Raw genomic sequence first — 22556 nt, forward strand, 5'->3', positions numbered from 1 at the left:
GGGGCGATGTGGCCTCGGGCCCGTCCGGCGTTTCGGTTCCGTCCTCAAGCGCCGGACGGGCTGGATGTGCGGGCACGATCGCCGGTGCCTGGTCCGTCCGGCGTGACGGTTCCGTCCTCAAACGCCGGACGGGCTGGAAGGGGTGCCGGACCGGCCTGGAAGGGGTGCCGGGCGGGCTTGGTTGGCCGCCACCACCCGGGAGCCTCCCCCATCGCCCCGGTCCAGGAAGCCCGCCGTCGCCGCTATCGCCAGGCCCGCCACCGCCAGCACCGCGCCCACGAACGCCGGGGACGTCCAGCCCCAGCCCGCCGCTATCGCCACGCCGCCGAGCCAGGCGCCGCCCGCGTTGGCCAGGTTGAAGGCCGAGTGGTTGGAGGCGGAGGCCAGGGTCGGGGCGTCCTTCGCCTTGTTCATGACCAGCATCTGCAGCGGGGTCGTCGTCATGAAGCCGACCGCGCCCAGCAGCACCACCATCACCAGCGCCGCCCACCGCACGTGGACCGTGAACGGGAACGCCACCAGCACCACCGCCAGCGCGCCGAGCGAGCCGTACAGCGTGGGGCGCAGCGCTCGGTCCGTGAGCGGGCCCGCGGCCAGGGCGCCCAGGGTCATGCCGATGCCGAAGAGGGCCAGGACGACGGTGACCGAGGACTCGCCGAAGCCCATCGCCTCCGTGGTCATGGCCGAGAGGTAGGAGTACACCGCGAAGACCCCGGCGAAGCCGAAGACCGCCGTGAGCAGGCCGAGGAGCACCTGGCGGTTGCCGAGGGCGCGGAGTTCGCGGCGTACGTCCTGGTGGGCCTCGACCGGGATGCGCGGCACCAGGCGGGCCAGGGCCGCCATCGCCGCCAGGCCGATCGCCGCGACCACCAGGAAGGTGGCGCGCCAGCCGAGGTGCTGGCCGAGCAGGGTGGCGGCGGGTACGCCGACGATGTTGGCGACCGTCAGGCCGAGGAACATCGTCGCCACCGCCCGCGCCTGCCGGCCCTCGGCGACCAGCCGGGCGGCGACGACCGCGCCGACGCCGAAGAACGCGCCGTGCGGGAGCCCGGCGAGGAACCGGCCCGCGAGCAGCCAGCCGAAGTCGGGCGCGAGCGCCGAGGCGAGGTTGCCCACGGTGAACAGCGCCATCAGGAGCAGCAGCATCTTCTTGCGCGGGACGCGGGAGCCGAGGCCGGTGAGCAGTGGTGCGCCGAGGACGACGCCGATCGCGTACGCCGATACGAGGTAGCCGGCGGTCGGCACGGAGGTGTCCAGGTCGTCCGCCACGTTGGGCAGCAGGCCCATCATGACGAACTCGGTCGTGCCGATGCCGAAGGCGCTCACGGCCAGGGCGAGCAGGGCCAGAGGCATGGGGAATCTTCACAATCTCGCGGCGGGGGCGACACGAAGAACCGTCGCCCGGTATCCGCACCGGGGCGACGGCTCAGTCTTCGCTTATGTATGCGACTTGAACAAATTGTCGCAGACGTTTTATGCCGCGAGGTGAACGGGCGGTTGCGTGGCCCCTGTCACAGCTCCACGCGTGCCGCTATCGGCAGGTGGTCGCTGTCCGTGGCCGCGAGCGTCCACGAGGACTTCGGCTCGACGCCCTTGACCATGATCTGGTCGATCCGGGCCATCGGGAACGAGGCGGGCCAGCTGAAGCCGAAGCCGTCGCCCGCCGCGCCCTGCGTGGAGCGCATCTGGGAGGTGACCGCGTTCAGCGAACGGTCGTTCATCGTGCCGTTGAGGTCGCCGAGGAGGACGACGCGCTCGACCGGTTCGTCGGCGATGGCCTCGCCGAGCGCGTCGGCGCTGTTGTCGCGCTGGTTGGCGGTGAAGCCCGCGTGCAGCTTCACCCGGACCGACGGCAGGTGGGCCACGTACACCGCGACCTCGCCCCGCGGCGCCTTGACCGTGGAGCGCATGGCCCGGGTCCAGCCCATCTTGATGTCGACCGGCCTGGTGTTGCTGAGCGGGTACTTGCTCCACAGCCCGACCGTGCCCTGGACCGAGTGGTACGGGTAGCGGGCGGCCAGCGACTTCTCGTACGTGGAGACCTGCCCGCCCGGCAGTTCCTGGAGGGCCACGACGTCGGCCCCGGAGCCCGCGACCTGCTGGGCGGTGCCGGCGGGGTCGGGGTTGTCGGCGTTGACGTTGTGGGTGGCGACGGTGAGGTCGCCGCCGGTGCCGGACTTGTCGGTGACCAGCCCGCCGAAGGTGTTGACCCAGACGACGGCCGGGAGCAGCAGCGCGATCAGCGCGGTGGCGGAACGCCGCAGCAGGGCCAGGACCAACAGGAGCGGGATGAAGAGCGCGATCCACGGCAGGAACGTCTCGACGAGGCTGCCGAGGTTGCCGACCCGGTTCGGGATCTGTGCGTGCACGGCCATGACGAGGGTCAGCACCACCGAGCAGAGGGCCAGCAGGATCCCGCGCCGCCAGATCCCCCGGTCCCGGCCCGCTCTGTTCAGCAGGCCCCGGAAGCGGGATTCCTCGGGGTGCGGGCGCTCCGCGCTGCCGTTGCCCGTGTCCGCCCCGTACGCCTGCACCATCGCGTCGTCCTCACTGCCTTGCCGTACACATCGCCGCGCCCCTCGACCCTAGGTGATGGGTGGCGTCTTTCCCGCCGTCGACGTCGCTCTGCCGACTTCGCTCTGCCGATTTCCCTGTCGACGGCGGCTCTCCGTCATCAGGACGAGCCGAACGGCACGGGAGGTTCCGGTTTCCGCCCGGTCCGTCGGCGCTTGTGACAGAACGATCACACTCGCCCGGCCGCCGGGGCCAGCCCCTGGAGCAGCGCCGTGATGATGCGGTCGGCGAGGTCGTCGGGAAGGGGTGCGTCGGGGCGGTGGACGGTACGGACGAGGACCGGGCCGACGAAGAGGTCGTCGATCAGCTCCACGTCGAGGTCGTCGCGCAGCTCTCCGGCGGCGACGGCCCGGCGTACGGCTGCCAGCATCGCGGCGCGGCGGGGGGCGATGACCCGGCCGGAGTACTCGGCCCAGAGCTTCGGGTGGCTCTTCATCTGGGCGAAGATGTTGTGCAGCAGCACCGAGGAGCGCTGGGCGAGGCCCCGGGTGCGCAGGGACTCCAGCATGATGCGCAGGTCGGCGAGGCCCTCGGTGCCGGAGACGGGCGGGTCGACGGGTTCCATGTCCCGTACGACGTCGACGAAGAGCTCCTCCTTTCCCGACCAGCGGCGGTAGATCGTCGCCTTGCCGACGCCCGCCGTGCGCGCGATGCGCTCGATGGAGAGGCCCGCCAGAGGCTCTCCGGCCTCCAGGAGGGCGATGACGGCGTCCAGGATCGCCCGTTCGGCCGCGGCGGAGCGAGGGCGGCCGCGGCGGGGCTCCGGGTCCGGTGTCCCGTCGTCGCGCGTGGCGCGGCCGCGCTGCTCGCCGTCGTCGTCCTGGTCCCGCACCTGGTGCCGCCTCTCGCCGTGCCGTCGTACGGTCGTCGCCGTACCGCCGTACGTCCCGATTCTCGCCGACCGGAGCGGTGCGGACGGCCGCGGCCCGGCCCCTCCGGTGACGTCAGCGGCCCACCGGCTCCTGCGTGGGCCGGGGCGCCTGGTCCGCCGGCTCCTCCGGGACCGTACGGCTGCGTCCCGGCAGGTACAGGCCGACGACGACGGCGCCGATCAGGGCGACGGCCGCCGAGCCGAGCGCCGTCACGTGCATGGCGCCGATGAACGCGTCGTGGGCGGCGGCGACCAGCGGCTTTCCGGCCACCGGACCGAGCCTCTCCGCGACTGAGAGCGTGGCCTCGATGGACTCGCCGGCCACGTCCCTGGCCCCGGCCGGAACGGCGGAGAGGTGGCCCTCGATGTCACCCCGGTAGACGGTGGAGAGCACCGAGCCGAGCACCGCGATCCCGAGCGCGCCGCCGACCTGGCGGAAGGTGTTGTTGATGGCCGATCCGGAACCGGCCTTCTCGCGCGGCAGGGCCTGCATCACGGCCACGGTGACCGGCGGCATGATGTGCGCCATCCCGGTGCCCTGGACGAAGAAGACGAGGCACAGCACCCACACCGGCGTACCGGCGTCGAACAGTGCGAAGCACGCCAGTCCCGCGGCGACCAGCAGCATGCCGGCCGTGCAGACCGCTCGGGCGCCGAAGCGGTCCACGACCAGCCGGGCCCGCGGCGCGAAGATCATCTGCGCGGCGGCGAGCGGAACGATCAGCAGGCCTGACTGGAGGGCGCTGTAGCCGCGCACGCTCTGGAGGTAGAAGGCGGAGAAGAAGGTCACGCCCATGAGCGCGAAGAAGACCAGCGCTATCGCGGCGACGGCGGCGGTGAACGCGGGCTTCCGGAAGTACGTGACGTCCATCGCCGGGTGGCTGCTGCGCTTCTCGTGCCAGACGAATCCGGTCAGCACCAGCAGTCCGCCGACGATGGAGAGCAGCACGGTGGTGTCGGTGAAGTCGGCCAGTTCGCCGCCCCGGATGATCCCGTACACCAGCAGGACCAGGCCGACGATGGAGAGCGCGACGCCCGCCGGGTCGACCTTGCCGGGCTTCGGGTCGCGGGAGTCCGGGACCAGGATCACCATGGCGACCAGCGCCAGGATCACCACGGGGACGTTCACCAGGAAGATCGAGCCCCACCAGAAGTGCTCAAGCAGCAGTCCGCCGGTGATCGGGCCGATCGCGATGCCGAGGCCGACGCTGCCGGCCCAGATGCCGATGGCCTTGGGCTGCTCGTCGCGCTCGAAGACGTTCATCAGGACGGCGAGCGTGGCGGGCATCACGAAGGCCGCGCCGAAGCCCATCAGCGCGCGCCAGGTGATGAGTTCGCCGGGCGAGGCGGACATCGCGGCCAGCGCGGAGCCGATACCGAAGACGAGGATGCCGAAGAGGAGGACCTTCTTGCGGCCGATGCGGTCACCGAGGAGGCCCGCGGTGAAGAGGAGTCCGGCGAAGACGAGCGTGTAGGAGTTGATCGCCCACTCCAGCTCGCTCTGGGTGGCGCCGATGCCGGTGGGCGCGGGGCTGGCGATCGTCTTGACCGCGACGTTCAGGATCGAGTTGTCCAGCACCACGATGAGCAGGCTGAACATGAGGACGGTGAGGATCCACCAGCGGCGGCGGTGGATCGCCTCGGGTATGCGGGGCTCGGCGGCAGCAGCGGCGGCAGGGGGTGAGGACGGGGATGGGGACATGGGCCGAGCCTAACGTCGTTTCGATACGAGACCGTCTCGTATTGTTAAAGCTTTGCCCAACGGAAGACCTCCGGACGGAACCACCCGGTGGAACGGAGACCACCCCGCCGGACGGGCCCCATGCGGGCCCACTTCCCGTTTGCCCGGGCGGGATGCCACCATGGAAGGGATCCGGGGACGCCGTCAGGGCGCCTCGAGATGACGAAGGAGCCGTTGGCCATGTCGCTTCAGGCTGCGCAGAACCAGTCTTCCCCCGCAGGAACCACCGCTTCCGCCCCCGACAGCGGCAAGGCACTGTACGGAGGGAAGTCCACGCGCCGCGTCACCGTCCACGACATCGCCGCCGCCACCGAGCGCGGCGAGAAGTGGCCCATGCTCACCGCCTACGACGCGATGACCGCGTCCGTCTTCGACGAGGCCGGCATCCCGGTCATGCTCGTCGGCGACTCGATGGGCAACGTCCACCTCGGCTACGAGACCACCGTGCCCGTCACGATGGACGAGATCGCCATCCTCTCCGCCGCCGTCGTACGGGGCACCAAGCGCGCGCTCATCGTCGCGGACCTGCCCTTCGGCTCGTACCAGGAAGGCCCCGTCCAGGCGCTGCGCAACGCCACGCGGCTGATCAAGGAGTCGGGCGTCGGCGCGGTCAAGCTGGAGGGCGGCGAGCGGTCGCTCGACCAGATCCGGCTGCTGGTGGAGGCGGGCATCCCGGTCATGGCCCACATCGGCCTGACCCCGCAGTCCGTCAACGCCATGGGCTACCGGGTGCAGGGCCGCGGCGACGAGGCGGCCCACCAGCTGCTGCGCGACGCCAAGGCGGTCCAGGACGCGGGCGCGTTCGCCGTGGTGCTGGAGCTGGTGCCCGAGGAGCTGGCCACGCAGGTCACCCGGACGCTGCACATCCCGACCGTCGGCATCGGCGCCGGTGCGGGGACCGACGCGCAGGTGCTCGTCTACACCGACATGGTCGGGCTGACCGGCGGCAAGGTGCCGCGCTTCACCAAGCAGTACGCGAACCTGCGCCAGGTCCTCGGTGACGCGGCGAAGGAGTTCGCCGAGGAGGTCGTGGGCGGCACGTTCCCGGCGCCGGAGCACACCTTCCACTGATCCGCCCGGTCCCTCACAGACCATTTCCCGCACCACCGACAGCCCGCCGACATCCCCCATCGGCGGGCTGTCGCGCGCCCGGAGCACGTATCGGCCGACTGTCGGTGAGCTGTCGGTGGGCGCTGGTCCCATGGTGGACATGGAACGCATCGACACGAACCCCAGGAGCGGCGGAAACGCCGTCGAGGTACGGGGGCTGGTCAAGCACTACGGCGAGACCAAGGCACTGGACGGCGTGGACCTCGACGTCCGCGAAGGCACCGTCCTCGGCGTGCTCGGCCCCAACGGCGCCGGCAAGACCACTCTCGTACGCTGCCTCTCCACGCTGATCACCCCGGACGCCGGACACGCGGTCGTCGCGGGCTTCGACGTGGTGAAGCAGCCGCGCGAGCTGCGCCGCCGGATCGGCCTGACCGGGCAGTACGCCTCGGTCGACGAGAAGCTCTCCGGCTGGGAGAACCTCTACATGATCGGGCGGCTGCTCGATCTGCCCCGCAAGCAGGCGCGGGCCCGCGCGGACGAACTGCTGGAGCGGTTCTCGCTCACCGGCGCGGCCAGGCGGGCCTGCATGGAGTACAGCGGCGGGATGCGCCGCCGGCTCGACCTGGCCGCCTCGATGATCGGCAGCCCGGCCGTGCTCTACCTGGACGAGCCGACGACCGGCCTCGACCCCCGGACCCGTAACGAGGTCTGGGACGAGGTGCAGCGGATGGTGGCCGAGGGCGCCACCGTCCTGCTGACCACGCAGTACATGGAGGAGGCCGAGCAGCTCGCCAAGGAGCTGACGGTGATCGACCAGGGGAAGATCATCGCCCGGGGCGGGGTCGACGAGCTGAAGGCCAAGGTCGGCGGCCGCACGCTGCACATCCGGCCCTCGGACCCGGCGGAGCTGCCCGCGATGGCGCGGGCGATCCGGGAGGCCGGACTCGACGGCGTCGCCGGGGCGCAGGCCGTGCCGGACGAGGGACTGCTGTACGTCCCGATCCTCAGCGACGAGCAACTGACCGCCGTCATCGGACTGCTGGGCGTACGGGGGTTCTCCCTGGCCCATGTTTCCACCGCCCTGCCCAGCCTGGACGAGGTCTTCCTCGCGATCACCGGCGACAAGGCCACGCACCTCACCGACGCCGCTCCCCAGGAGGTCGCCGCATGAGCACCACCACCACCCTGCCCCCCGCGCCCGCCGGACCCGTACCGCCGAAGGCCGCGGTGGCCGAGGAGGGCGGGATCGGGCTGCGGGCCAATCTGCGGCACATCGGGGCCCTGGTCCGGCGCAATCTGCTCCAGATCAAGAAGGACCCGGAGTCGATGTTCGACGTCCTTCTGATGCCGATCGTCTTCATCGTGCTGTTCGTGTACGTCTTCGGCGGCTCGGTCGGCGCCAGCCTCGGCGGCAACCGGCAGGACTATGTGAACTACCTGGTGCCCGGGCTGATGGCGATGATGGGCATGAACATCGCCATGGCCGTCGGCACCGGCGTCAACGACGACTTCCGCAAGGGCGTCATGGACCGGTTCCGGACGATGCCGATCGCCCGCTCCTCGGTACTCATCGCCAAGATCGTGGTGGAGCTGGGCCGGCTGATGGTCGCCACGCTCATCCTGCTCGGCATGGGTTTCGTCCTCGGCATGGAGCTGAACGGCTCGGTGTTGGGGCTCCTCGGGGCGGTGGCCCTGGCCGCGACGTTCGGCGCCGCCGTCATGTGGATCTTCATCCTGCTCGGGCTGGCCATGAAGACGGCCCAGGCGGTCCAGGGGATGGCGATGCTCGTCCTGATGCCGCTGCAGTTCGGTTCCTCGATCTTCGCGCCGACGCAGACGATGCCTGGCTGGCTCCAGGCGTTCACCGACTACAACCCGCTCTCCAACCTCGCGGACGCGGCGCGCGGGCTCATGCAGGGCGGCGCGCTCGGCAACTCGGTCTGGTGGACGCTCGCCTGGGCCGCCGGGATCACGGTGGTGATGGCGCCGCTGGCGGTGGCCAAGTTCCGCAAGAAGGCCTGAGCCGGGGCCGGGTCATTGCCGGTACGTCTCCGCCAGGGCGGTGGCCTCGTCGAGAGTGAGGCCACCGCCGCTCGCGTACGCCGCCGCGTACGCCTCGTCGCCGATCCGGGCCCGTACGGCCTGCTCGGCCTCGGCGAGGTTCCGGCGCTCCAGGGCGGTCGGCACATGTCCGGCGGGCAGGAGCGCCGCCTGGAGGCCGAGCAGCCGGGCGGCGGCCTCCGGAGCCGTGACACCGTCGAGGCCGGCGAGCGCCCTGGCGATGGTCATCAGCTGCATGGACGCCATCTGCGGAGCCATCATCCGGGAGAGCCGGTCCTGCGAGCGGGCCAGCGAGGCCAGTCCGGTGGTGAGCGCGGCGGCGTGGTCGCCGACGAGGTTGTCCAGCCAGGCCAGCGTCCCGAGCACGAACCCGTCGAAGACGCCGATCGTGCGGGAGCTGAACTCCTCGCGCAGCGACTCCAGTTCCCGCCGCGCCTCGGTGACGCGGCCCTGGCGTCCGTACAGGAAGCCCAGGTGCAGCCGGGCGGTCGGCATCGCCCCGTGGCCCGCGAACCGGCCTCCGTCGACGACCTCGCGCAGGATGGACTCGGCTTCGTCGAACCGGTCGAGCTCGGTGAGGGCTCCGGCGTACCGGGCGCGCAACACGGCCACCTGGGCGTGGGCGCCGAGCGCCCGCGCGTGGTCGACCGCGGTCAGGTAGTCCGCGGCGGCCTCGGCGAACCGGCCGTGCCGTTCGTACGCCTCACCCCGGGAGGACAGCGCCTCCGCGGCGCCCCAGTCGTCACCGAGCCGGACGAAGATCTCCAGGGCCTCGTCGGCGTCGGCCAGCGCCTCCCCCGCCCAGTCGGGCCGGTTGGCCAGGATCTTGGCCCGGACCTCCAGCGCGGCGCCCAGCTCCCATTCGTAGCCGAACTCCCGGGAGGCCCGGACCGTCTCGTCCATCAGCTCGCGCAGCTCGTCGGCCTCACCGGTGAGCAGGACCGCGAACATCCAGAGCGAACCGGGCGCACGGCACGCCTGCGGCTGCCCGGCCCGGTAGGTGCGGGCGATGATCCGCATCCGTTCCTGGCCGGGAGGGGTGAGCCACTCCTCCATCGCGTGGTCCATGCTGACCATCCGGATCAGCCCCGCTCCGCGCCGCGCCTCCTCGATCTGCTCCGGCTCCCACGGCGGCGGGCGGTCGGTGGTCCGCTCCAGCAGGGACGGGGCCTTCGTGCCGGGCGGGGCGAAGGGGTCGGGGCCGAGCGCGGCCACCGCACCGGACCACTGGCGGGCGTCGGCGTTCAGGTCGTGCATCATCCAGTACCAGGCCAGCGACAGGACGATGCAGAGGCCCTCCTGCTCCTCCCGGGCGGCGACGGCGTGGCGCAGCGCGGTGCGCAGGTTCTCGTACTCGCGGCGGAAGAGCCCGATGGCCTCCCGCTGGCCGGCGCCGCGCAGCTTCGGGCCGGTGGTGCGGGCGAACTCCCGGTAGTGCACCAGGTGGCGCCGCTCGACGGCGTCCCGCTCGCCCGCCTCGGCCAGCCGCTCGGCGGCGTACTCGCCGACCGTCTCCAGCAGCCGGTAGCGCATCTCCGCGTCCTCGCCGGGCGCGGCGACGACGAGCGACTTGTCGACCAGGGAGCCGAGCAGGGCGGCCACGTCGAGACGGTCGACGGCGGGGCCGCCCGGTCCGGCGGGCAGGGCGCAGACCTCCTCGGCGGCGGTGATCCCGCAGCCGCCCGCGAAGACGGCCAGGCGGCGCAGGACCGCGCGTTCCCCCTCGTCCAGCAGCTCCCAGGACCAGTCGACGACCGCGCGCAGTGTCTGCTGGCGGGGCAGCACGGTCCGGCTGCCGTTGGTGAGCAGCCGGAAACGGTCGTCCAGGCGGTCCGCGATCTGGCGCGGGGTGAGCATCCGCAGCCGGGCGGCGGCCAGTTCGATGGCGAGCGGCAGTCCGTCGAGCCGGCGGCAGATCTCGGCGCAGGCGGCGGCGGTCTCCTCGTCGGCGTCGGTACGGAACCCGGGCCGGGCGGCGGCTCCGCGCTCGGCGAGGAGGCGCAGCGCCATCGGGTCGGGCAGCGGTTCGACCGGGCGGAGGAACTCGCCGGGCACACCGAGGGGTTCGCGGCTGGTGGCGAGGACGGTGAGCTGCGGGCAGTGGGTGAGGAGGTGGTCGGTGAGGGCGGCCGCCGCCTCGACGACGTGTTCGCAGTTGTCGAGCAGGAGGAGCATGCGGCGCCGGGAGCAGTACTCGGTGAGCCGTACGAGAGGGTCGCCGGCGCCGGGCTCGGCCAGAGCCCGCAACTCCTCGGCGCCCGCGCGCCGGAGCACGGTCTCCCGGGCGCCGAGCGCGCCCAGGACGGCCTCGGGCACGGCGTCCGGGTCGTCCACGGGGGCCAGCTCCGCCAGCCAGACCCCGTCGGGCCAGGCGTCGGCGGCGGCCTCCGCGGTCTCCTGGGACAGCCGCGTCTTGCCCGCGCCGCCGGGGCCGAGGAGGGTGACGAGCCGGGTGCGGGTGAGGTCCTCGCGGAGGGCGGCGATGTCGCCGTCCCGGCCGACGAAGCTGGTGAGCCGGGCGCGGAGGTTGCCGGGAGGAGGCGGGGCGAGCTTCCTGGGGGCGGGCTGCTCCACGACGGTGGGTGCGGCCGGTTCCGGGCGCTTCGGATCCGCCGGTTCCGGGCGCTTCGCAGCGGGGTGTTCCGGTTCCGGGCGCTTCGGTTCGGCCGGTTCCGGGTGGAGGAGTTCGGCGTACAGGCCGCGTAGTTCCGGCCCGGGGTCGGTGCCGAGGCGGTCGGAGAGTACGGTGCGGACCTCCTCGTACGCCGCCAGCGCCTCGGCGGTGCGTCCCGCGTCCCTCAGGGCCCTGACGCGCAGGGCCTGGAGCGGTTCGTCGAGCGGGTGGGCCGCGCAGAGGGCGGCCAGCTCCCACAGCGCCTCGTCCGCCCGGCCGAGGAGCCGCAGCGTCTCCAGCCGGGCCCGTCGGGCGGCGAGTCTGCGGGACTCCAGGCGGGAGGCGGGCGCCGTACGGTCGGGCAGGTCGTCGAGCGGCGGCCCGTTCCAGAGCGCGAGGGCCTCGTCCAGGACGGCGAGGGCTTTGACCGGGTCGCCCTGCTCCAGGGCCCGGCTCCCCTCCCCCGCCAGCCGCTCGAACCGGTGCAGGTCCACGGTGTCCGGCTCGGCGGCGAGCCGGTAGCCGTTCTCCACCGACGCGACGGCGCTCCGGCCCAGCGCCCGGCGCAGCCGCCCGACCAGCGCCTGGAGCGCACCGGCCGCGTCGGCGGGCGGGTCGCCGTCCCACACCTCGTCCACGAGGACCCCGGCCGGGACGGTCCGGCCGGGGTGCTGGGCGAGGACGGTGAGCAGGGCACGCAGCCGCGGCCCGCCGAGGGCGACGGCCGTACCGTCGTCGCGGAAGGCCCGGGTGGTGCCGAGGATGCAGTAGCGCACGGGCCCATTGTCCGCGACGGACCCGGTCACGGTGTTGACCGGGTGGAACTCCTGGCCGGGTCGTCGTCGTTCCCGCCGTGTCGGCATCCGTACGGTGTCGCTGTCCCTGCCGCACCGGCGTACCTGCCGTCGTACGTCCGATGTCGCCGCCCCGACCAGCCTCAGGAGCCGTGTGCCGATGACCACCACCGCAGCCACCCGCGGGGACCGGAGGATCAGCCCGGTCTTCCTGGGGATCGCCGCCGTCACCGCCGTCGCGGGCTGGGCCGTGTGGAGCGGCTTCGCGGGCGCGACCGGCTTCGCGGTCTTCCTCTTCGTCACCGGGGCGTGGATCGTCTCGCTCTGCCTCCACGAGTACGCGCACGCGCGCACCGCGCTGCACAGCGGGGACTTCTCGGTGGGGGCGAAGGGCTATCTGACGCTCAATCCGCTGAAGTACACCCACGCGCTGCTCAGCATCGTGCTGCCCGTCCTCTTCGTCGTCATGGGCGGGATCGGCCTGCCGGGCGGCGCGGTCTACATCGAGCGGGCCCGGATCCACGGCCGCTGGAAGCACAGCCTGATCTCGGCGGCGGGCCCGCTGACGAACGTGGCGTTCGCCATCGTGTGTACGGCCCCGTTCTGGCTGAACGCGCTCGACGGGGTCCCGCTCGCGTTCCGGTACGCGCTGGCGTTCCTGGCGATGCTCCAGGTGACGGCCGCGATCCTGAACTCCCTGCCGATCCCGGGGCTCGACGGGTACGGCGTGATCGAGCCCTGGCTGTCGTACAGGATCAGGCGCCAGGTGGAGCCGATCGCTCCGTTCGGGCTGATCGCGGTCTTCGCCATCCTGTGGATCCCCGGCGTGAACATCGCCTTCTTCAACGGGATCGACGCGCTGCTGGGCGTCCTGGGCGTCGACGATCTCCAGCGGTACTGCGGCTACGACCTCTACCGCTTCTGGCGGTCCTTCTTCGGCGAGCAGAACGCGGTGTGCGCGGTGGAGTGAGCCCCGGGACGGCTCAGTGTGCGGCCGCCACCGGCTCCCCGGGACGGACCTCGCGCCGCCGCCTGCCGCGCAGCGCGGCGGCGAGGATCGCCACGACGACACCGCCGAACGCCCAGGCGCCGAGGATCCACAGCGCGCCGGTGGTGGCGTTGCCGTCGAAGTAGACCGTGTTGCGCACCACGGTCGTCCCGGCGCCCGGAGGCAGCGCCTGTCCGATCGCGCTCCAGAACGGCGGCAGCAGCGAGGACGGGTAGACGCCGCCGGAGCTGGGGTTGCCCAGGATCGTGAAGATCAGGATGGTGAGGCCGAGGCCGACCGTGCCCGCCACCGACTGGAGGGCGACGCCCACGGCGCCGGAGGCGAACACCACCAGGGTGCCGATCCCGACCAGCTCCCAGAACGCGCCCGGCAGGCAGTCCAGCACCGGGCCCACGATGATCGCGCCGCCGATGCCCGAGACGAAGCCGTACGGAAGCATCGCCGCGAGCCGGACCAGGGTGCGGCGCAGGGTGGGCTTCTTGGAGCCGGCCGCCATGTTCAGGGCCGAGGCCGCGAGGTAGCCGCCGATGGTCCAGCTGAGGACCAGGTAGAAGGACGACAGGCCCCGCGAGTCGCCGGCGGCGGGCGGCCGGATGTCGCGGACGACGATCGACCGGTTCTGCGCCCGTGCGACCTCCTGGAGGATCTCCGTGGCCGCCGTGGTGGCCGACGGGCCGCCCGCCGAGGCGACGATCAGGGTGTCGGTGCGCCCGGCCGCGTCCATGACGAGGGCGGCGTCGGTGCTCCGGTCCAGCAGCCGGGCCCGCGCCTCGGCGCGGCTCCCGACGGCGGTGACGTGGAGCGGGTCGCCGGGGAGAGCGTCTAGCCGGGCGACCAGGTCGCTCTCGACGGCGGGCGGCGCGACGACGGTGATCGGCACCTGGTGCGGCTTCGGTGCGTGGAAGGCGCCCATGTAGGAGAGGGCGAAGCCCAGCTGGAGCAGGAGCACCCCGAGCATGACGAGCGCCGACCGGGTGGAGACGGCGTCCCGCACCTCCCCCAGGAAGCCCCGGTCGCCGTCGCCCGTCCGTGCGGTCGAGCCGGATCCGTACCCGTCGTCCCTCGCGTCTGCCACGCGGTCCTCCCTCGTCGGCCTCGCCACGGCCGTGGCGAGGCCGTCACATGGTCGGCTCCGGGCGGCGCCGGGTCTCCGGGGCGCGCCCGCGAGGCGGGGCCCTCGACCCGAACGGCTCAGGGCTCAGGGCTCACGAGGGCCGGTGCGGAGGTCAGCGGGGGTCGGCAGCGGCTTCCATGCGCTGCTTGCGTACGTAGAACCACACCATGTTCGACGAGAGCCCCGCGATCAGCACCCAGATGATCCCGAGCAGGCTGCCCTGGACGAAGGAGACCACGGCCGCCGCGACGGCGAGGACGCAGACGACGAGGGCGTAGAGAGCGAGGCGGGGCATGGGGAGCGGCTCCTGTCGGGGAACGGTCGGGCACCGGACGGCGTGGTCCCGTCCAGTGTCCCCCATGCCCCGTTGTGCCCCGCCTCGGGTTCGGGAGCCGGGCCCGGCTCCCGGGCCCGGCTCCGTACGCGTCAGACGTCGGTGGTGCGCAGTCCGGCGTGGGCCTTGTAGCGGCGGTTGACCGAGATCAGGTTCGCGACCAGCGACTCGACCTGGTGCGCGTTGCGCAGCCGGCCCGCGAAGATGCCGCGCATGCCGGGGATCCGGCCGGCCAGCGCCTGCACGATGTCGGTGTCCGCGCGCGCCTCGCCGAGGACCAGGACGTCGGTGTCGATCTCCTCGATCGACTCGTCCTGGAGCAGCACGGCCGAGAGGTGGTGGAAGGCGGCGGTGACCCGCGAGTCCGGCAGCAGGGCGGCGGCCTGCTCGGCGGCGCTGCCCTCCTCCGGCTTGAGGGCGTAGGCGCCCTTCTTGTCGAAGCCGAGCGGGTTGACGCAGTCGATGACGAGCTTGCCCGCCAGCTCCTCGCGCAGGGACTCCAGGGTCTTGGCGTGGCCGTCCCACGGCACGGCGACGATCACGATGTCGCTGCGCCGGGCGCACTCCGCGTTGTCCGCGCCCTCCACGCCGTGGCCGAGCTCGGCGGCCGCGTCGGCGGCGCGTCCGGCGTCCCGGGAGCCGAGGGTGACGCGCTGCCCGGCGCGGGCGAGCCGGTAGGCGAGGCCGCGCCCCTGCGGTCCGGTCCCGCCGAGTACGCCGACGCTCAGCGCGGAGACGTCGGGAAGGTCCCAGGGGTCCTTGGCGGAGGGCTTGGGCGCGCTGCCGCTGTCCTGTGTAGTCATGGACCGACCCTACTGCGAGGTAGGGCCGGGAATCCCGTCCGAGGCCGGCGAAGGCGACCGGGGAAACCGGCTTGCCCGGGGCGTCCCGCAGTGCGGATCATGGCCCCTCGTGACCGAAGCTTCCCCCGGCCTCCCCGGCTCCCCCGCCTCCCCTCCCCCCTCGCGGCTCCGCGCCCTGCTGCCGGACCTCGCGCCGTGGCGCTCCTCGGCCGACTTCCGGCTGCTGTGGATCCAGGGGCTGATCACCTACTTCGGCAGCTTCATGGCCCTCATCGCGCTGCCGCTCCAGATCAAGCACCTCACCGGTTCGCCGCTCGCGGTCGGGGCGATGGGGGCGGTGGAGCTGGTGCCGCTGGTGGTGTTCGGGCTGTACGGCGGGGCGCTCGCGGACGCCGTGGACCGGCGCCGGGTCATCCTGCTCACCGAGGCGGGGCTCGGTGTGCTCGCCGCGATCCTGCTGGTCAACGCACTGCTGCCGGAACCGCTGCTGTGGCCGCTGTACGTGGTGGCCGGCGGGGTCGCCGCGCTGGCCGGGCTCCAGCGGCCGGCGCTGGACTCGCTGATGGCCCGGATCGTGCCGCACGCCCAGCAGACGGCGGCGGCCGCGCTGAACTCGCTGCGCTGGCAGGTCGGGGCGATCGCGGGCCCGGCGCTGGCCGGTCTGGTGGTGGCGTACGCGGGTCACAGCACGGCGTACGCGGTGACGGTGTGCACGTTCGCCGCCTCCGTGGTGCTCTGCCTGCGGCTCTCGCCCGCGCCGCCCGCCAAGGAGGCGGCGAAGCCGTCGTTGCGCGGGATCGTGGAGGGGGCGCGGTACGCCTGGAGCCGGCCGGTGCTGCTGGGGACGTACGCGATCGACCTGGCGGCGATGTTCTTCGCCTTCCCGAACACCATCTTCCCGTTCCTGGCGGACGAGCTGGACGCGGAGTGGTCGCTGGGGCTGATGTACGCGGCGGGCTCGGTCGGCTCGCTGGCGCTGGGGCTGACCAGCGGCTGGACGTCCCGGGTCCGGCGGCACGGGCTGTTCGTGGTCTTCGGGGCGGCGGTGTGGGGGCTGGCGATCGCGGCGGCGGGCTGGTTCTCCAGCGTGTGGATGGTGCTGCTCTGCCTGGGGGTGGCCGGGGCGGGCGACATGCTGAGCGGGCTGGGGCGCTCCACCATCTGGAACCAGACCATTCCGGAGGAGCTGCGGGGGCGGCTGGCGGGCATCGAGGTGCTCTCGTACAGCGTGGGGCCGCAGCTGGGGCAGGTCCGCGCCGGGGCGATGGCGGGGTGGACCGGGACCCGGTCGGCGATCTGGACGGGCGGGGTGGCGTGCGTGGCGTCGGTGGCGCTGCTGACGGCGGCGCTGCCGAAGCTGGTGCGGTACGACTCGGAGACGGACGAGGACGCGGTGCGGAGGCGGGAGGCCCGGGTGGAGGGGTGACCCGGGGTCCCGCCCCGTACCGCGCTGCTCAAACGCCGGAAGGGCTGAAAGATGTCCTCAGTCACCGGACGGGCTCGACTTGCCCCGGTCCTCGTCGTGCCACTTCGGGTCCGTGTCCCACTCCAGGTTGCGGTCGCGGGCCGTGTCCATCGCGTGCTGGGCCGCCTCGCGGGAGGTGTAGGGGCCGAACCGGTTCTGGGCGGGGCACTCCGGGCCCTCCTCGACCTTCTTGTGCTCCAGGCAGTAGTACCACTCGCCCGGCTTGCCGACCGTGCGCTTCTTGAACAGGGCCATCGACTGCTCCTTTCCTTGTTGCCATGGTGCCCCCGGGGCCCCTGGTTAGACTCGCTGGCATGTCTGGCCAGTCGCTTCTCGTACCAGGGGAGATCACTCCCGTCCGTTCCGTTCCCGGAAACATCCGGCGCCCCGAGTACGTGGGGAAGCCGGGCCCGAAGCCGTACACCGGCCCGGAGATCCAGGACTCCGACACCATCGAGCGGATGCGGATCGCGGGCCGCATCGCCGCGCAGGCGATGGAGGAGGCCGCCAAGCACATCGCCCCGGGCGTGACCACGGACGAGCTCGACCGGGTCGCGCACGAGTTCATGGTCGACCACGGCGCCTACCCCTCCACCCTCGGCTACCGGGGCTTCCCGAAGTCGCTGTGCAGCTCGCTCAACGAGGTCATCTGCCACGGCATCCCCGACTCCACCGTGCTCCGCGACGGCGACATCGTGAACCTGGACGTCACCGCGTACATCAACGGCGTGCACGGCGACAACAACGCCACCTACCTCTGCGGTGACGTGGACGAGGAGTCGCGGCTGCTCGTCGAGCGGACCCGGGAGTCGCTGGACCGGGCCATCAAGGCGGTCAGGCCGGGGCGGCAGATCAACGTCATCGGCCGGGTCATCGAGTCGTACGCCAAGCGGTTCGGCTACGGCGTCGTGCGCGACTTCACCGGCCACGGGATCAACTCCTCGTTCCACTCCGGCCTGATCATCCCGCACTACGACAGCCCGAACGCCACCACCGTGATGCAGCCCGGCATGACGTTCACGATCGAGCCGATGCTGACGCTGGGCACCCACGAGTACGAGATGTGGGAGGACGGCTGGACCGTGGTGACGAAGGACCGCAAGCGGACCGCGCAGTTCGAGGAGACGCTGGTGGTCACGGAGACCGGTGCGGAGATCCTCACCCTGCCGTAATCAGCCCATACTGTCCGTTATCGGGCCCTGCGCACTCTCGTCGCGTATTTTTTTACCGACAAGCAGTCGGGAACCAGTTGACTTAGGTAAACCTAAGTAGGAGGATCGGCGTACCGGCACGCGCCGCCGCAGCGTCGCGGCGGTCGCCTGCCGATATTTCCGTCTGTTTCTGGACTTCCCGTCCCCCTCGGCCCCGGAGGCCCGCCTTGGACGCAACCGCCACCGTCACTCCCTTCTCGACGCTCATCCGCACCGCGTCGCACGAGCAGCACACCGAGGCCGAGACCTCGACCTTCATGGGTGACCTGCTCGGCGGGCGGCTGGGCGTCGATGCGTACACGCGCTACACCGAGCAGCTGTGGTTCGTCTACCGGGCGCTGGAGGATGGCGCGGAGGCCCTGCGGAACGACCCGGTCGCGGGCCCGTTCATACAGGCCGAGCTGATGCGCTCCACCGAGCTGGAGCGCGATCTGGCGCACCTGCGCGGCGAGAACTGGCGCGAGGGCCTGGAGCCGCTGCCCGCCACCGCCGCGTACGCCGCCCGGGTCACCGAGTGCGCGCGCACCTGGCCCGCCGGATACATCGCGCACCACTACACCCGCTACCTCGGCGACCTCTCGGGCGGCCAGATCATCCGCGACAAGGCGGAGAAGACCTGGGGCTTCGAGCGCAAGGGTGACGGCGTGCGGTTCTACGTCTTCGAGGAGATCACCAACCCGGCCGCGTTCAAGCGGGGTTACCGCGAGCTGCTGGACGGCGTGAACGCGGACGACCTGGAGAAGCAGCGGATCATCGAGGAGTGCAAGCGCGCCTTCGCGCTGAACACCGCGGTCTTCCGGGAGCTGGGCGAGGTGTTCCCGCTCAGCGCGTAGTACCGCTCATCTCGCCCACGGCCGCTCGGGGTTCAGCCCCGGGCGGCCATCAGGACGCGGCCCCCCACCTCCACCGTGCCGTCCGGCGCGGGTGCCGTGAGGATCTGGGAGCCGCGTCCTTGTGTGATGTTCAGGGCCCGGCCGAGGTGTGCGCTCAGCAGCATGGCCGCCGCGCCGGTCGCCTCGTCCTCGACGATGCCTCCGCCGCGCCTCGGGAAGGCTCGCGCGCGCACGCGTCCGGCCGCCTCGTCCTCCCAGGCCCACGCGTAGAGCCAGCCCTCCCCCGGCGGTGGTCCCGGCAGCGCCTCCACCTCGCCGGCGCTCGCGTACTGCTGGAACGTGCGCGGTGGGGCCCACTCGGGACGCGCGGTGATCCAGGTGAACTCGCCGTCCTGGCGGGCGAAGACGTCTCCGACGGCCAGCTCCAGGATCTCCAGATCCAGCAGCCAGGCGGCGCCGACCAGCGGATGCCCGGCGAACGGCAGCCGCAGCCCAGGGGTGTGGATGTCCACCCGGCCGCGCTCCGGGTCGTCGACGAACACGGTCTCGCTGAAGCCGAGTTGCCGGGCCAGCCGCTGCCGGGAGGTCTCGTCGGGGTGGCGGCTTCCGTCGCGTACGACACCGAGGGCGTTGCCGTGGCGGCCGTCGGGTCCGCAGAAGACCCGCAGGACGTCGATGCCCTGGGGTACGTCGTCGTGGTTCACGTGCGCATTCAAGCACCACCGGTGGCGGGGCGGTGGCCGAGGGAGCCCGACGACGGCCGCGGGGCCGTACCCGGTGGGTACGGCCCCGCGGGTGGTGCGGAGTCGGATCAGGCGGTGGCGTTGCGGCGACGACGTGCCAGGAGCACGATGCCGGCACCGGCCGCCACGACGACGCCGGAGGCGGCGATCAGCGCGCCGGTCGGCGTGTCGGAGCCGGTGGCGGCCAGGGCGCCGGAGCCGCCGACCGAACCGCCGGTGGTGGAACCGCCGGTGGTCGAACCGCCGACCGTGCCGCCGCCGGAGGTGGAGCCGCCCGCGGTGGACCCGCCGGTCGAGCCCGAACCGCCGGACTCGCAGGCCACGCCGTCGCCGTCACCGTCGAGGTGGGCCGCGTAGCCGGGCTCACCCTTCTTGATGGGCGTCACGCCGGCCGCCTCGGCCGCGGCGCAGTTCTCGTACTCCGTCGAACCGCCCGGAGGCAGCGTGGCGTCCTTGTCGAGCGAGACCGCGGCGTTCAGGGCGTCGAGCGCCTCGCCCTTCTGGTACATGCCGCTGAACGCCTTGGAGCCGTCCTCGGTGAGCGTCGCCGGGATGCCCTTGAGGGTCACCACGCCCTCCTTGGCGGTGAGCGCGCCGGCGGGCACCTTCAGGTCGGCGAAGGGCAGGCCGGTGAAGGTGTTGACCTTGCCGGAGGCCCGGTCCTTGGTGGAGACGTCGGCGAGGAGCTTGCCGGTGGTGCCCTGGACGTCGACCTTCAGGTTGCTGAGGGAGAGGTCCAGCTCGAACTCACCGGCGGTCTCGTGGCCGAGGAAGCGCACCTTGCCCTTGAACTGGGCGTTGAGCGTGTTCTTCGCGGCGTCGAGGTGGCCGGTCGCCTTGGTGAAGCGGTAGCCGGCGTCGTTGGCCGTGGCGCCGTCGCTCGTCTCGACCTTGCCGTGGGCGATCGGGCCGACGACGTACGAGCGGAAGGACTGCTTGAGGCCCCAGTCCAGGGTGCCGTCGACGACCGGGCCGCTGGTCGGCTTGGCGGACTCGGTGGGGGTCGGCTTGACGGGAGGCTTGACCGGGGGCTTCACGGGCGGGTCGACCGGCGGGTCAACCGGGGGGTCCACGGGCGGGTCAACCGGGGGGTCCACGGGCGGGTCCACCGGCGGGTCGACGGGAGGCTTGGCCGGCTTGACCGTCAGCGTGGCCGGGTCGATCGGGTCGCCCTCCTTGTAGGCCGAGCCGAAGACCGCCGCGCCCTCCTTGGTGAAGGTGGCGGGGATACCTGCGAACTTCATGCCCTCGGCGCCGTTCGAGGCCACCACGTCGGTGAGGTCGAGGTCGGCCATCGCCAGGTCGTCTGTGACGACGGCTTCCTTGCCCGGCGTCTTGGTGGTGACGTCGACGGTGATCCTGCCGCTCTTGCCGACCGTGAGGACCTTGACGTCGGACAGCTTGATGTCCAGGACGCCGCCGTGCGCCTCGTAGTGGACGCTGCCCTTGAAGGAGGAGGTCACGGCGTGGGTGCCGAGCTCGTACTCACCCTTGTCCAGGGGGAACTTGTACGAGCCGTCCTCGTTCCTGGTGGCACCGTCCGCGAGGGTGGCGGTGCCACCGAGGCGGTCGATCATCGAGCGGAACGACGCACGGACGCCCCAGTCCAGGGTGCCGGACTCCAGCGTGTACGTCTCCGAGGGGGCGCCGGCCTCGGCCACGGTCTGGGCGGGGGCGCCGTCGGCCGCGAAGGCCGGGAGGGCGAAGGTCGCGCCCAGGGCGGCGGCCGTGGCGACGGCTGCCGCGAGGGCTATGGGGCGGCGAGTTGCTGCCATGTCGGTGGGTCTCCTAGGGAAACGGGGGGAGGAAGGGAGGCGTGGGGGGAGGGGATGAGGAACCATAAAGCGCACATGGGGGCGTCAGGAGGTCTGGGGCGCGTCGGCACCGGGGGCCTGGCCGGCCTTGCGGCGGCGCAGCGCGAAGAACGCAGCGGCCGCGGCGAGGAGCAGCACACCGCCGCCGATCGCGGCGTACGTCCCGGCGCCCGGCCCCGAGTCGGAGGCGGCGGCGACCGGTTCGGCCGACGGCTCGGCCGAGGGCTTCGCGGTGGGCTCGGCGGCGGCCGTCGGCTCGCTGCCGAGGTCGGGCAGCGGCGGCAGCTGGGCCTTGTCGTCGACGGCGACGGCGAGCGAGACCGGGTCCATCTCCGTGCCCGCCTTGTACATGGAGCCGAACGCCTCGGCCCCGTCCTCGGTGAGCGCCGCGGGCACCTCGGTGAGGACGGCGAGGCCCTCCTTCGGCGCGAAGTCCTTGGCGGCGAAGGTGATCAGGGGCACGTCCTTGCGGGTGCTGCCCGCGCTCGTGACGTCGGCCGACAGCGTGCCCTTGCCCTTGGCCACGGCGACCGTGACACCGGCGAACTTCAGGTCCAGGTCATGGGCGCCGGTGAAGTGGATGCTGCCGCCGAAGTCCGCGGCCAGCGTCTGCCTCTTCGCGTCGTACGTGCCCTTGCCCTGCGGGAAGCGGAAGAGTGCCCCGCCGTCCTGGGCGCCGTCGGCGAGCGTCCACTTGCCCTGGCCGATGGAGCCGGTGACGTACTCGCGGAAGGTGCGGCGGACGCCCCAGTCGACCGCGGCGTCCTCGAACCGGCCCGCCTTCTCCTGGCCCTTGGCCTTCTCGGCGTCCTTCTTCTCGTCCTCGCCCTTCTCGGTGCCCTCGTCCTTCGTCTCGGACGGGGCCGGCTTCGACTGCTCGGCAGGCGCGCCCTCGGTGTCCACGGAGAGGCTGATCGGGTCGAGCGGCGTACCGGCGGTGTAGTAGCCGGCGAAGGCGGACGCGCCCTGCGCGGTCAGCGTCGTGGGGACGTTGCTGAGGGCGATGGGGGTGGAGCCGCCCTTCATGTCGATGCCGCCGAGGCCGAGCGTGGCGAGCGGCACCTGGGAACGGTTGGAGACCTTGCCGGTCCCCCGCTCCTTGCTGACCATGTCGGCGAAGAGCGTGCCGCTGCCGCCGCTGATCCTGATGGTGGGGCGGCTGATGACGAGGTCCAGCTCGCTGGTGCCGTCGGCCTTCTTGTGGCCGGTGAAGTGCACCCCGCCGGAGAAGCCGGAGCTGAAGGCGCCGGTCGCCGGGTCGTAGGAGCCGTTGGCGGAGTGGAAGCGGAACTGGCTGCCGCCGACCGTGGCGGCGCCGCCGGTCAGGCTCCAACTGCCCTGGGCGATGGGGCCGGTGACGTAACTCTGGAAGGAGGACTTGATGCCCCAGTCCAGCCGTCCGCCCTGCACCGTACGGCCGGCCGCTTGCGCGGTGGCGGCGGGGAGCATCGCTCCCAGCAGCACCGCGAGGAGCGCGACGGCGAGCGCGCGGGCGGATCTGGACGACAGCATGAGGGACCCC

19 protein-coding genes are annotated in these 22556 nt (G+C 72.4%); 7 read left to right on the top strand and 12 right to left on the bottom strand.

The window, feature by feature from the left end; genetic code table 11:
- Positions 1-117: 117 nt before the first annotated feature.
- The 4 genes from ACIRR8_RS00325 to ACIRR8_RS00340 all read right to left on the bottom strand — a co-directional run bounded on the left by ACIRR8_RS00325 (position 118) and on the right by ACIRR8_RS00340 (position 5147).
- The gene (locus tag ACIRR8_RS00325; protein ID WP_404057335.1) at positions 118-1353 is read right to left on the bottom strand and encodes an MFS transporter; all 1236 of its coding nucleotides are present in this window, start codon (positions 1351-1353) and stop codon (positions 118-120) included.
- A 158-nt stretch (positions 1354-1511) separates the two neighbouring features.
- Positions 1512-2537, bottom strand: a complete 1026-nt coding sequence (locus tag ACIRR8_RS00330) for an endonuclease/exonuclease/phosphatase family protein (protein ID WP_404057337.1) — start codon at positions 2535-2537, stop codon at positions 1512-1514.
- A gap of 206 nt (positions 2538-2743) precedes the next feature.
- The gene (locus ACIRR8_RS00335; RefSeq protein ID WP_404057339.1) at positions 2744-3406 is read right to left on the bottom strand and encodes a TetR/AcrR family transcriptional regulator; all 663 of its coding nucleotides are present in this window, start codon (positions 3404-3406) and stop codon (positions 2744-2746) included.
- A gap of 112 nt (positions 3407-3518) precedes the next feature.
- Positions 3519-5147, bottom strand: a complete 1629-nt coding sequence (locus ACIRR8_RS00340; RefSeq protein ID WP_404057341.1) for an MFS transporter — start codon at positions 5145-5147, stop codon at positions 3519-3521.
- Between the two features lie 219 nt (positions 5148-5366).
- Here ACIRR8_RS00340 and panB point away from each other — a divergent pair, with 219 nt between their 5' ends.
- The 3 genes from panB to ACIRR8_RS00355 all read left to right on the top strand — a co-directional run bounded on the left by panB (position 5367) and on the right by ACIRR8_RS00355 (position 8261).
- On the top strand, positions 5367-6257 hold the full coding sequence (panB, locus tag ACIRR8_RS00345) for a 3-methyl-2-oxobutanoate hydroxymethyltransferase (protein WP_404057343.1): 891 nt from the start codon (positions 5367-5369) through the stop codon (positions 6255-6257).
- A 130-nt stretch (positions 6258-6387) separates the two neighbouring features.
- On the top strand, positions 6388-7410 hold the full coding sequence (locus ACIRR8_RS00350) for an ATP-binding cassette domain-containing protein (RefSeq protein WP_404057345.1): 1023 nt from the start codon (positions 6388-6390) through the stop codon (positions 7408-7410).
- The gene (locus ACIRR8_RS00355; protein ID WP_404057347.1) at positions 7407-8261 is read left to right on the top strand and encodes an ABC transporter permease; all 855 of its coding nucleotides are present in this window, start codon (positions 7407-7409) and stop codon (positions 8259-8261) included. Before ACIRR8_RS00350 ends, ACIRR8_RS00355 begins: the two co-directional genes overlap by 4 nt.
- 12 nt (positions 8262-8273) lie before the next feature.
- On the opposite strand, the gene ACIRR8_RS00360 is transcribed toward ACIRR8_RS00355, so the two are convergent.
- Positions 8274-11690, bottom strand: coding sequence for an AfsR/SARP family transcriptional regulator (locus tag ACIRR8_RS00360; RefSeq protein WP_404057349.1), 3417 nt, complete (start codon positions 11688-11690; stop codon positions 8274-8276).
- Positions 11691-11868: 178 nt separating this feature from the next.
- On the opposite strand from ACIRR8_RS00360, the gene ACIRR8_RS00365 reads away from it, so the two are divergent.
- Positions 11869-12678, top strand: coding sequence for a site-2 protease family protein (locus ACIRR8_RS00365; protein ID WP_404057351.1), 810 nt, complete (start codon positions 11869-11871; stop codon positions 12676-12678).
- Positions 12679-12691: 13 nt separating this feature from the next.
- On the opposite strand, the gene ACIRR8_RS00370 is transcribed toward ACIRR8_RS00365, so the two are convergent.
- From ACIRR8_RS00370 to npdG, 3 genes are all read right to left on the bottom strand, one after another.
- Positions 12692-13792, bottom strand: a complete 1101-nt coding sequence (locus tag ACIRR8_RS00370; RefSeq protein WP_404057353.1) for a DUF3533 domain-containing protein — start codon at positions 13790-13792, stop codon at positions 12692-12694.
- Between the two features lie 151 nt (positions 13793-13943).
- A complete protein-coding gene (locus tag ACIRR8_RS00375; protein ID WP_404057355.1) occupies positions 13944-14126 on the bottom strand; it encodes a hypothetical protein in 183 nt (60 codons plus the stop codon).
- Positions 14127-14257: 131 nt separating this feature from the next.
- Positions 14258-14968, bottom strand: a complete 711-nt coding sequence (npdG, locus tag ACIRR8_RS00380; RefSeq protein WP_404057357.1) for an NADPH-dependent F420 reductase — start codon at positions 14966-14968, stop codon at positions 14258-14260.
- A gap of 109 nt (positions 14969-15077) precedes the next feature.
- Between npdG and ACIRR8_RS00385 the strand changes: the two genes are divergently transcribed.
- Entirely contained in the window at positions 15078-16394 is a 1317-nt protein-coding gene (locus ACIRR8_RS00385) for an MFS transporter (RefSeq protein ID WP_404057359.1), read from the top strand.
- A 57-nt stretch (positions 16395-16451) separates the two neighbouring features.
- Here the strand turns inward: ACIRR8_RS00385 and ACIRR8_RS00390 are convergent, their stop codons facing one another.
- A complete protein-coding gene (locus ACIRR8_RS00390; protein ID WP_387924544.1) occupies positions 16452-16688 on the bottom strand; it encodes a hypothetical protein in 237 nt (78 codons plus the stop codon).
- Positions 16689-16747: 59 nt separating this feature from the next.
- Between ACIRR8_RS00390 and map the strand changes: the two genes are divergently transcribed.
- Together map and ACIRR8_RS00400 are read left to right on the top strand one after the other, a co-directional pair.
- On the top strand, positions 16748-17605 hold the full coding sequence (map, locus tag ACIRR8_RS00395; protein ID WP_404057361.1) for a type I methionyl aminopeptidase: 858 nt from the start codon (positions 16748-16750) through the stop codon (positions 17603-17605).
- Positions 17606-17811: 206 nt separating this feature from the next.
- The gene (locus ACIRR8_RS00400; RefSeq protein ID WP_404057363.1) at positions 17812-18477 is read left to right on the top strand and encodes a heme oxygenase (biliverdin-producing); all 666 of its coding nucleotides are present in this window, start codon (positions 17812-17814) and stop codon (positions 18475-18477) included.
- Positions 18478-18509: 32 nt separating this feature from the next.
- Here the strand turns inward: ACIRR8_RS00400 and ACIRR8_RS00405 are convergent, their stop codons facing one another.
- The 3 genes from ACIRR8_RS00405 to ACIRR8_RS00415 form a co-directional block, all read right to left on the bottom strand.
- Positions 18510-19181 (bottom strand): PhzF family phenazine biosynthesis protein, encoded by a 672-nt coding sequence (locus tag ACIRR8_RS00405; protein WP_404057365.1) that lies wholly within the window; start codon positions 19179-19181, stop codon positions 18510-18512.
- A 107-nt stretch (positions 19182-19288) separates the two neighbouring features.
- Positions 19289-20995 carry an HtaA domain-containing protein gene (locus ACIRR8_RS00410; protein ID WP_404057367.1) on the bottom strand — a complete coding sequence of 569 codons (1707 nt, stop codon included), beginning with the start codon at positions 20993-20995 and terminating at the stop codon, positions 19289-19291.
- Positions 20996-21079: 84 nt separating this feature from the next.
- Positions 21080-22546, bottom strand: coding sequence for an HtaA domain-containing protein (locus ACIRR8_RS00415; protein WP_404057369.1), 1467 nt, complete (start codon positions 22544-22546; stop codon positions 21080-21082).
- Between the last annotated feature and the right edge of the window lie 10 nt (positions 22547-22556).

It is taken from the genome of Streptomyces sp. NPDC101178, assembly GCF_044767965.1.
Lineage (GTDB): Bacteria > Actinomycetota > Actinomycetes > Streptomycetales > Streptomycetaceae > Streptomyces.

What these genes read in the sequence shown, in the direction of transcription:
- ACIRR8_RS00375 (WP_404057355.1), bottom strand. Translation starts at nt 14,126, where the DNA reads ATGCCCCGCCTCGCTCTCTACGCCCTCGTCGTCTGCGTCCTCGCCGTC.
- ACIRR8_RS00325 (WP_404057335.1), bottom strand. Translation starts at nt 1,353, where the DNA reads ATGCCTCTGGCCCTGCTCGCCCTGGCCGTGAGCGCCTTCGGCATCGGC.
- ACIRR8_RS00330 (WP_404057337.1), bottom strand. Translation starts at nt 2,537, where the DNA reads ATGGTGCAGGCGTACGGGGCGGACACGGGCAACGGCAGCGCGGAGCGC.
- ACIRR8_RS00355 (WP_404057347.1), top strand. Translation starts at nt 7,407, where the DNA reads ATGAGCACCACCACCACCCTGCCCCCCGCGCCCGCCGGACCCGTACCG.
- npdG (WP_404057357.1), bottom strand. Translation starts at nt 14,968, where the DNA reads ATGACTACACAGGACAGCGGCAGCGCGCCCAAGCCCTCCGCCAAGGAC.
- ACIRR8_RS00415 (WP_404057369.1), bottom strand. Translation starts at nt 22,546, where the DNA reads ATGCTGTCGTCCAGATCCGCCCGCGCGCTCGCCGTCGCGCTCCTCGCG.
- ACIRR8_RS00340 (WP_404057341.1), bottom strand. Translation starts at nt 5,147, where the DNA reads ATGTCCCCATCCCCGTCCTCACCCCCTGCCGCCGCTGCTGCCGCCGAG.
- ACIRR8_RS00365 (WP_404057351.1), top strand. Translation starts at nt 11,869, where the DNA reads ATGACCACCACCGCAGCCACCCGCGGGGACCGGAGGATCAGCCCGGTC.
- ACIRR8_RS00350 (WP_404057345.1), top strand. Translation starts at nt 6,388, where the DNA reads ATGGTGGACATGGAACGCATCGACACGAACCCCAGGAGCGGCGGAAAC.
- panB (WP_404057343.1), top strand. Translation starts at nt 5,367, where the DNA reads ATGTCGCTTCAGGCTGCGCAGAACCAGTCTTCCCCCGCAGGAACCACC.
- ACIRR8_RS00410 (WP_404057367.1), bottom strand. Translation starts at nt 20,995, where the DNA reads ATGGCAGCAACTCGCCGCCCCATAGCCCTCGCGGCAGCCGTCGCCACG.
- map (WP_404057361.1), top strand. Translation starts at nt 16,748, where the DNA reads ATGTCTGGCCAGTCGCTTCTCGTACCAGGGGAGATCACTCCCGTCCGT.
- ACIRR8_RS00390 (WP_387924544.1), bottom strand. Translation starts at nt 16,688, where the DNA reads ATGGCCCTGTTCAAGAAGCGCACGGTCGGCAAGCCGGGCGAGTGGTAC.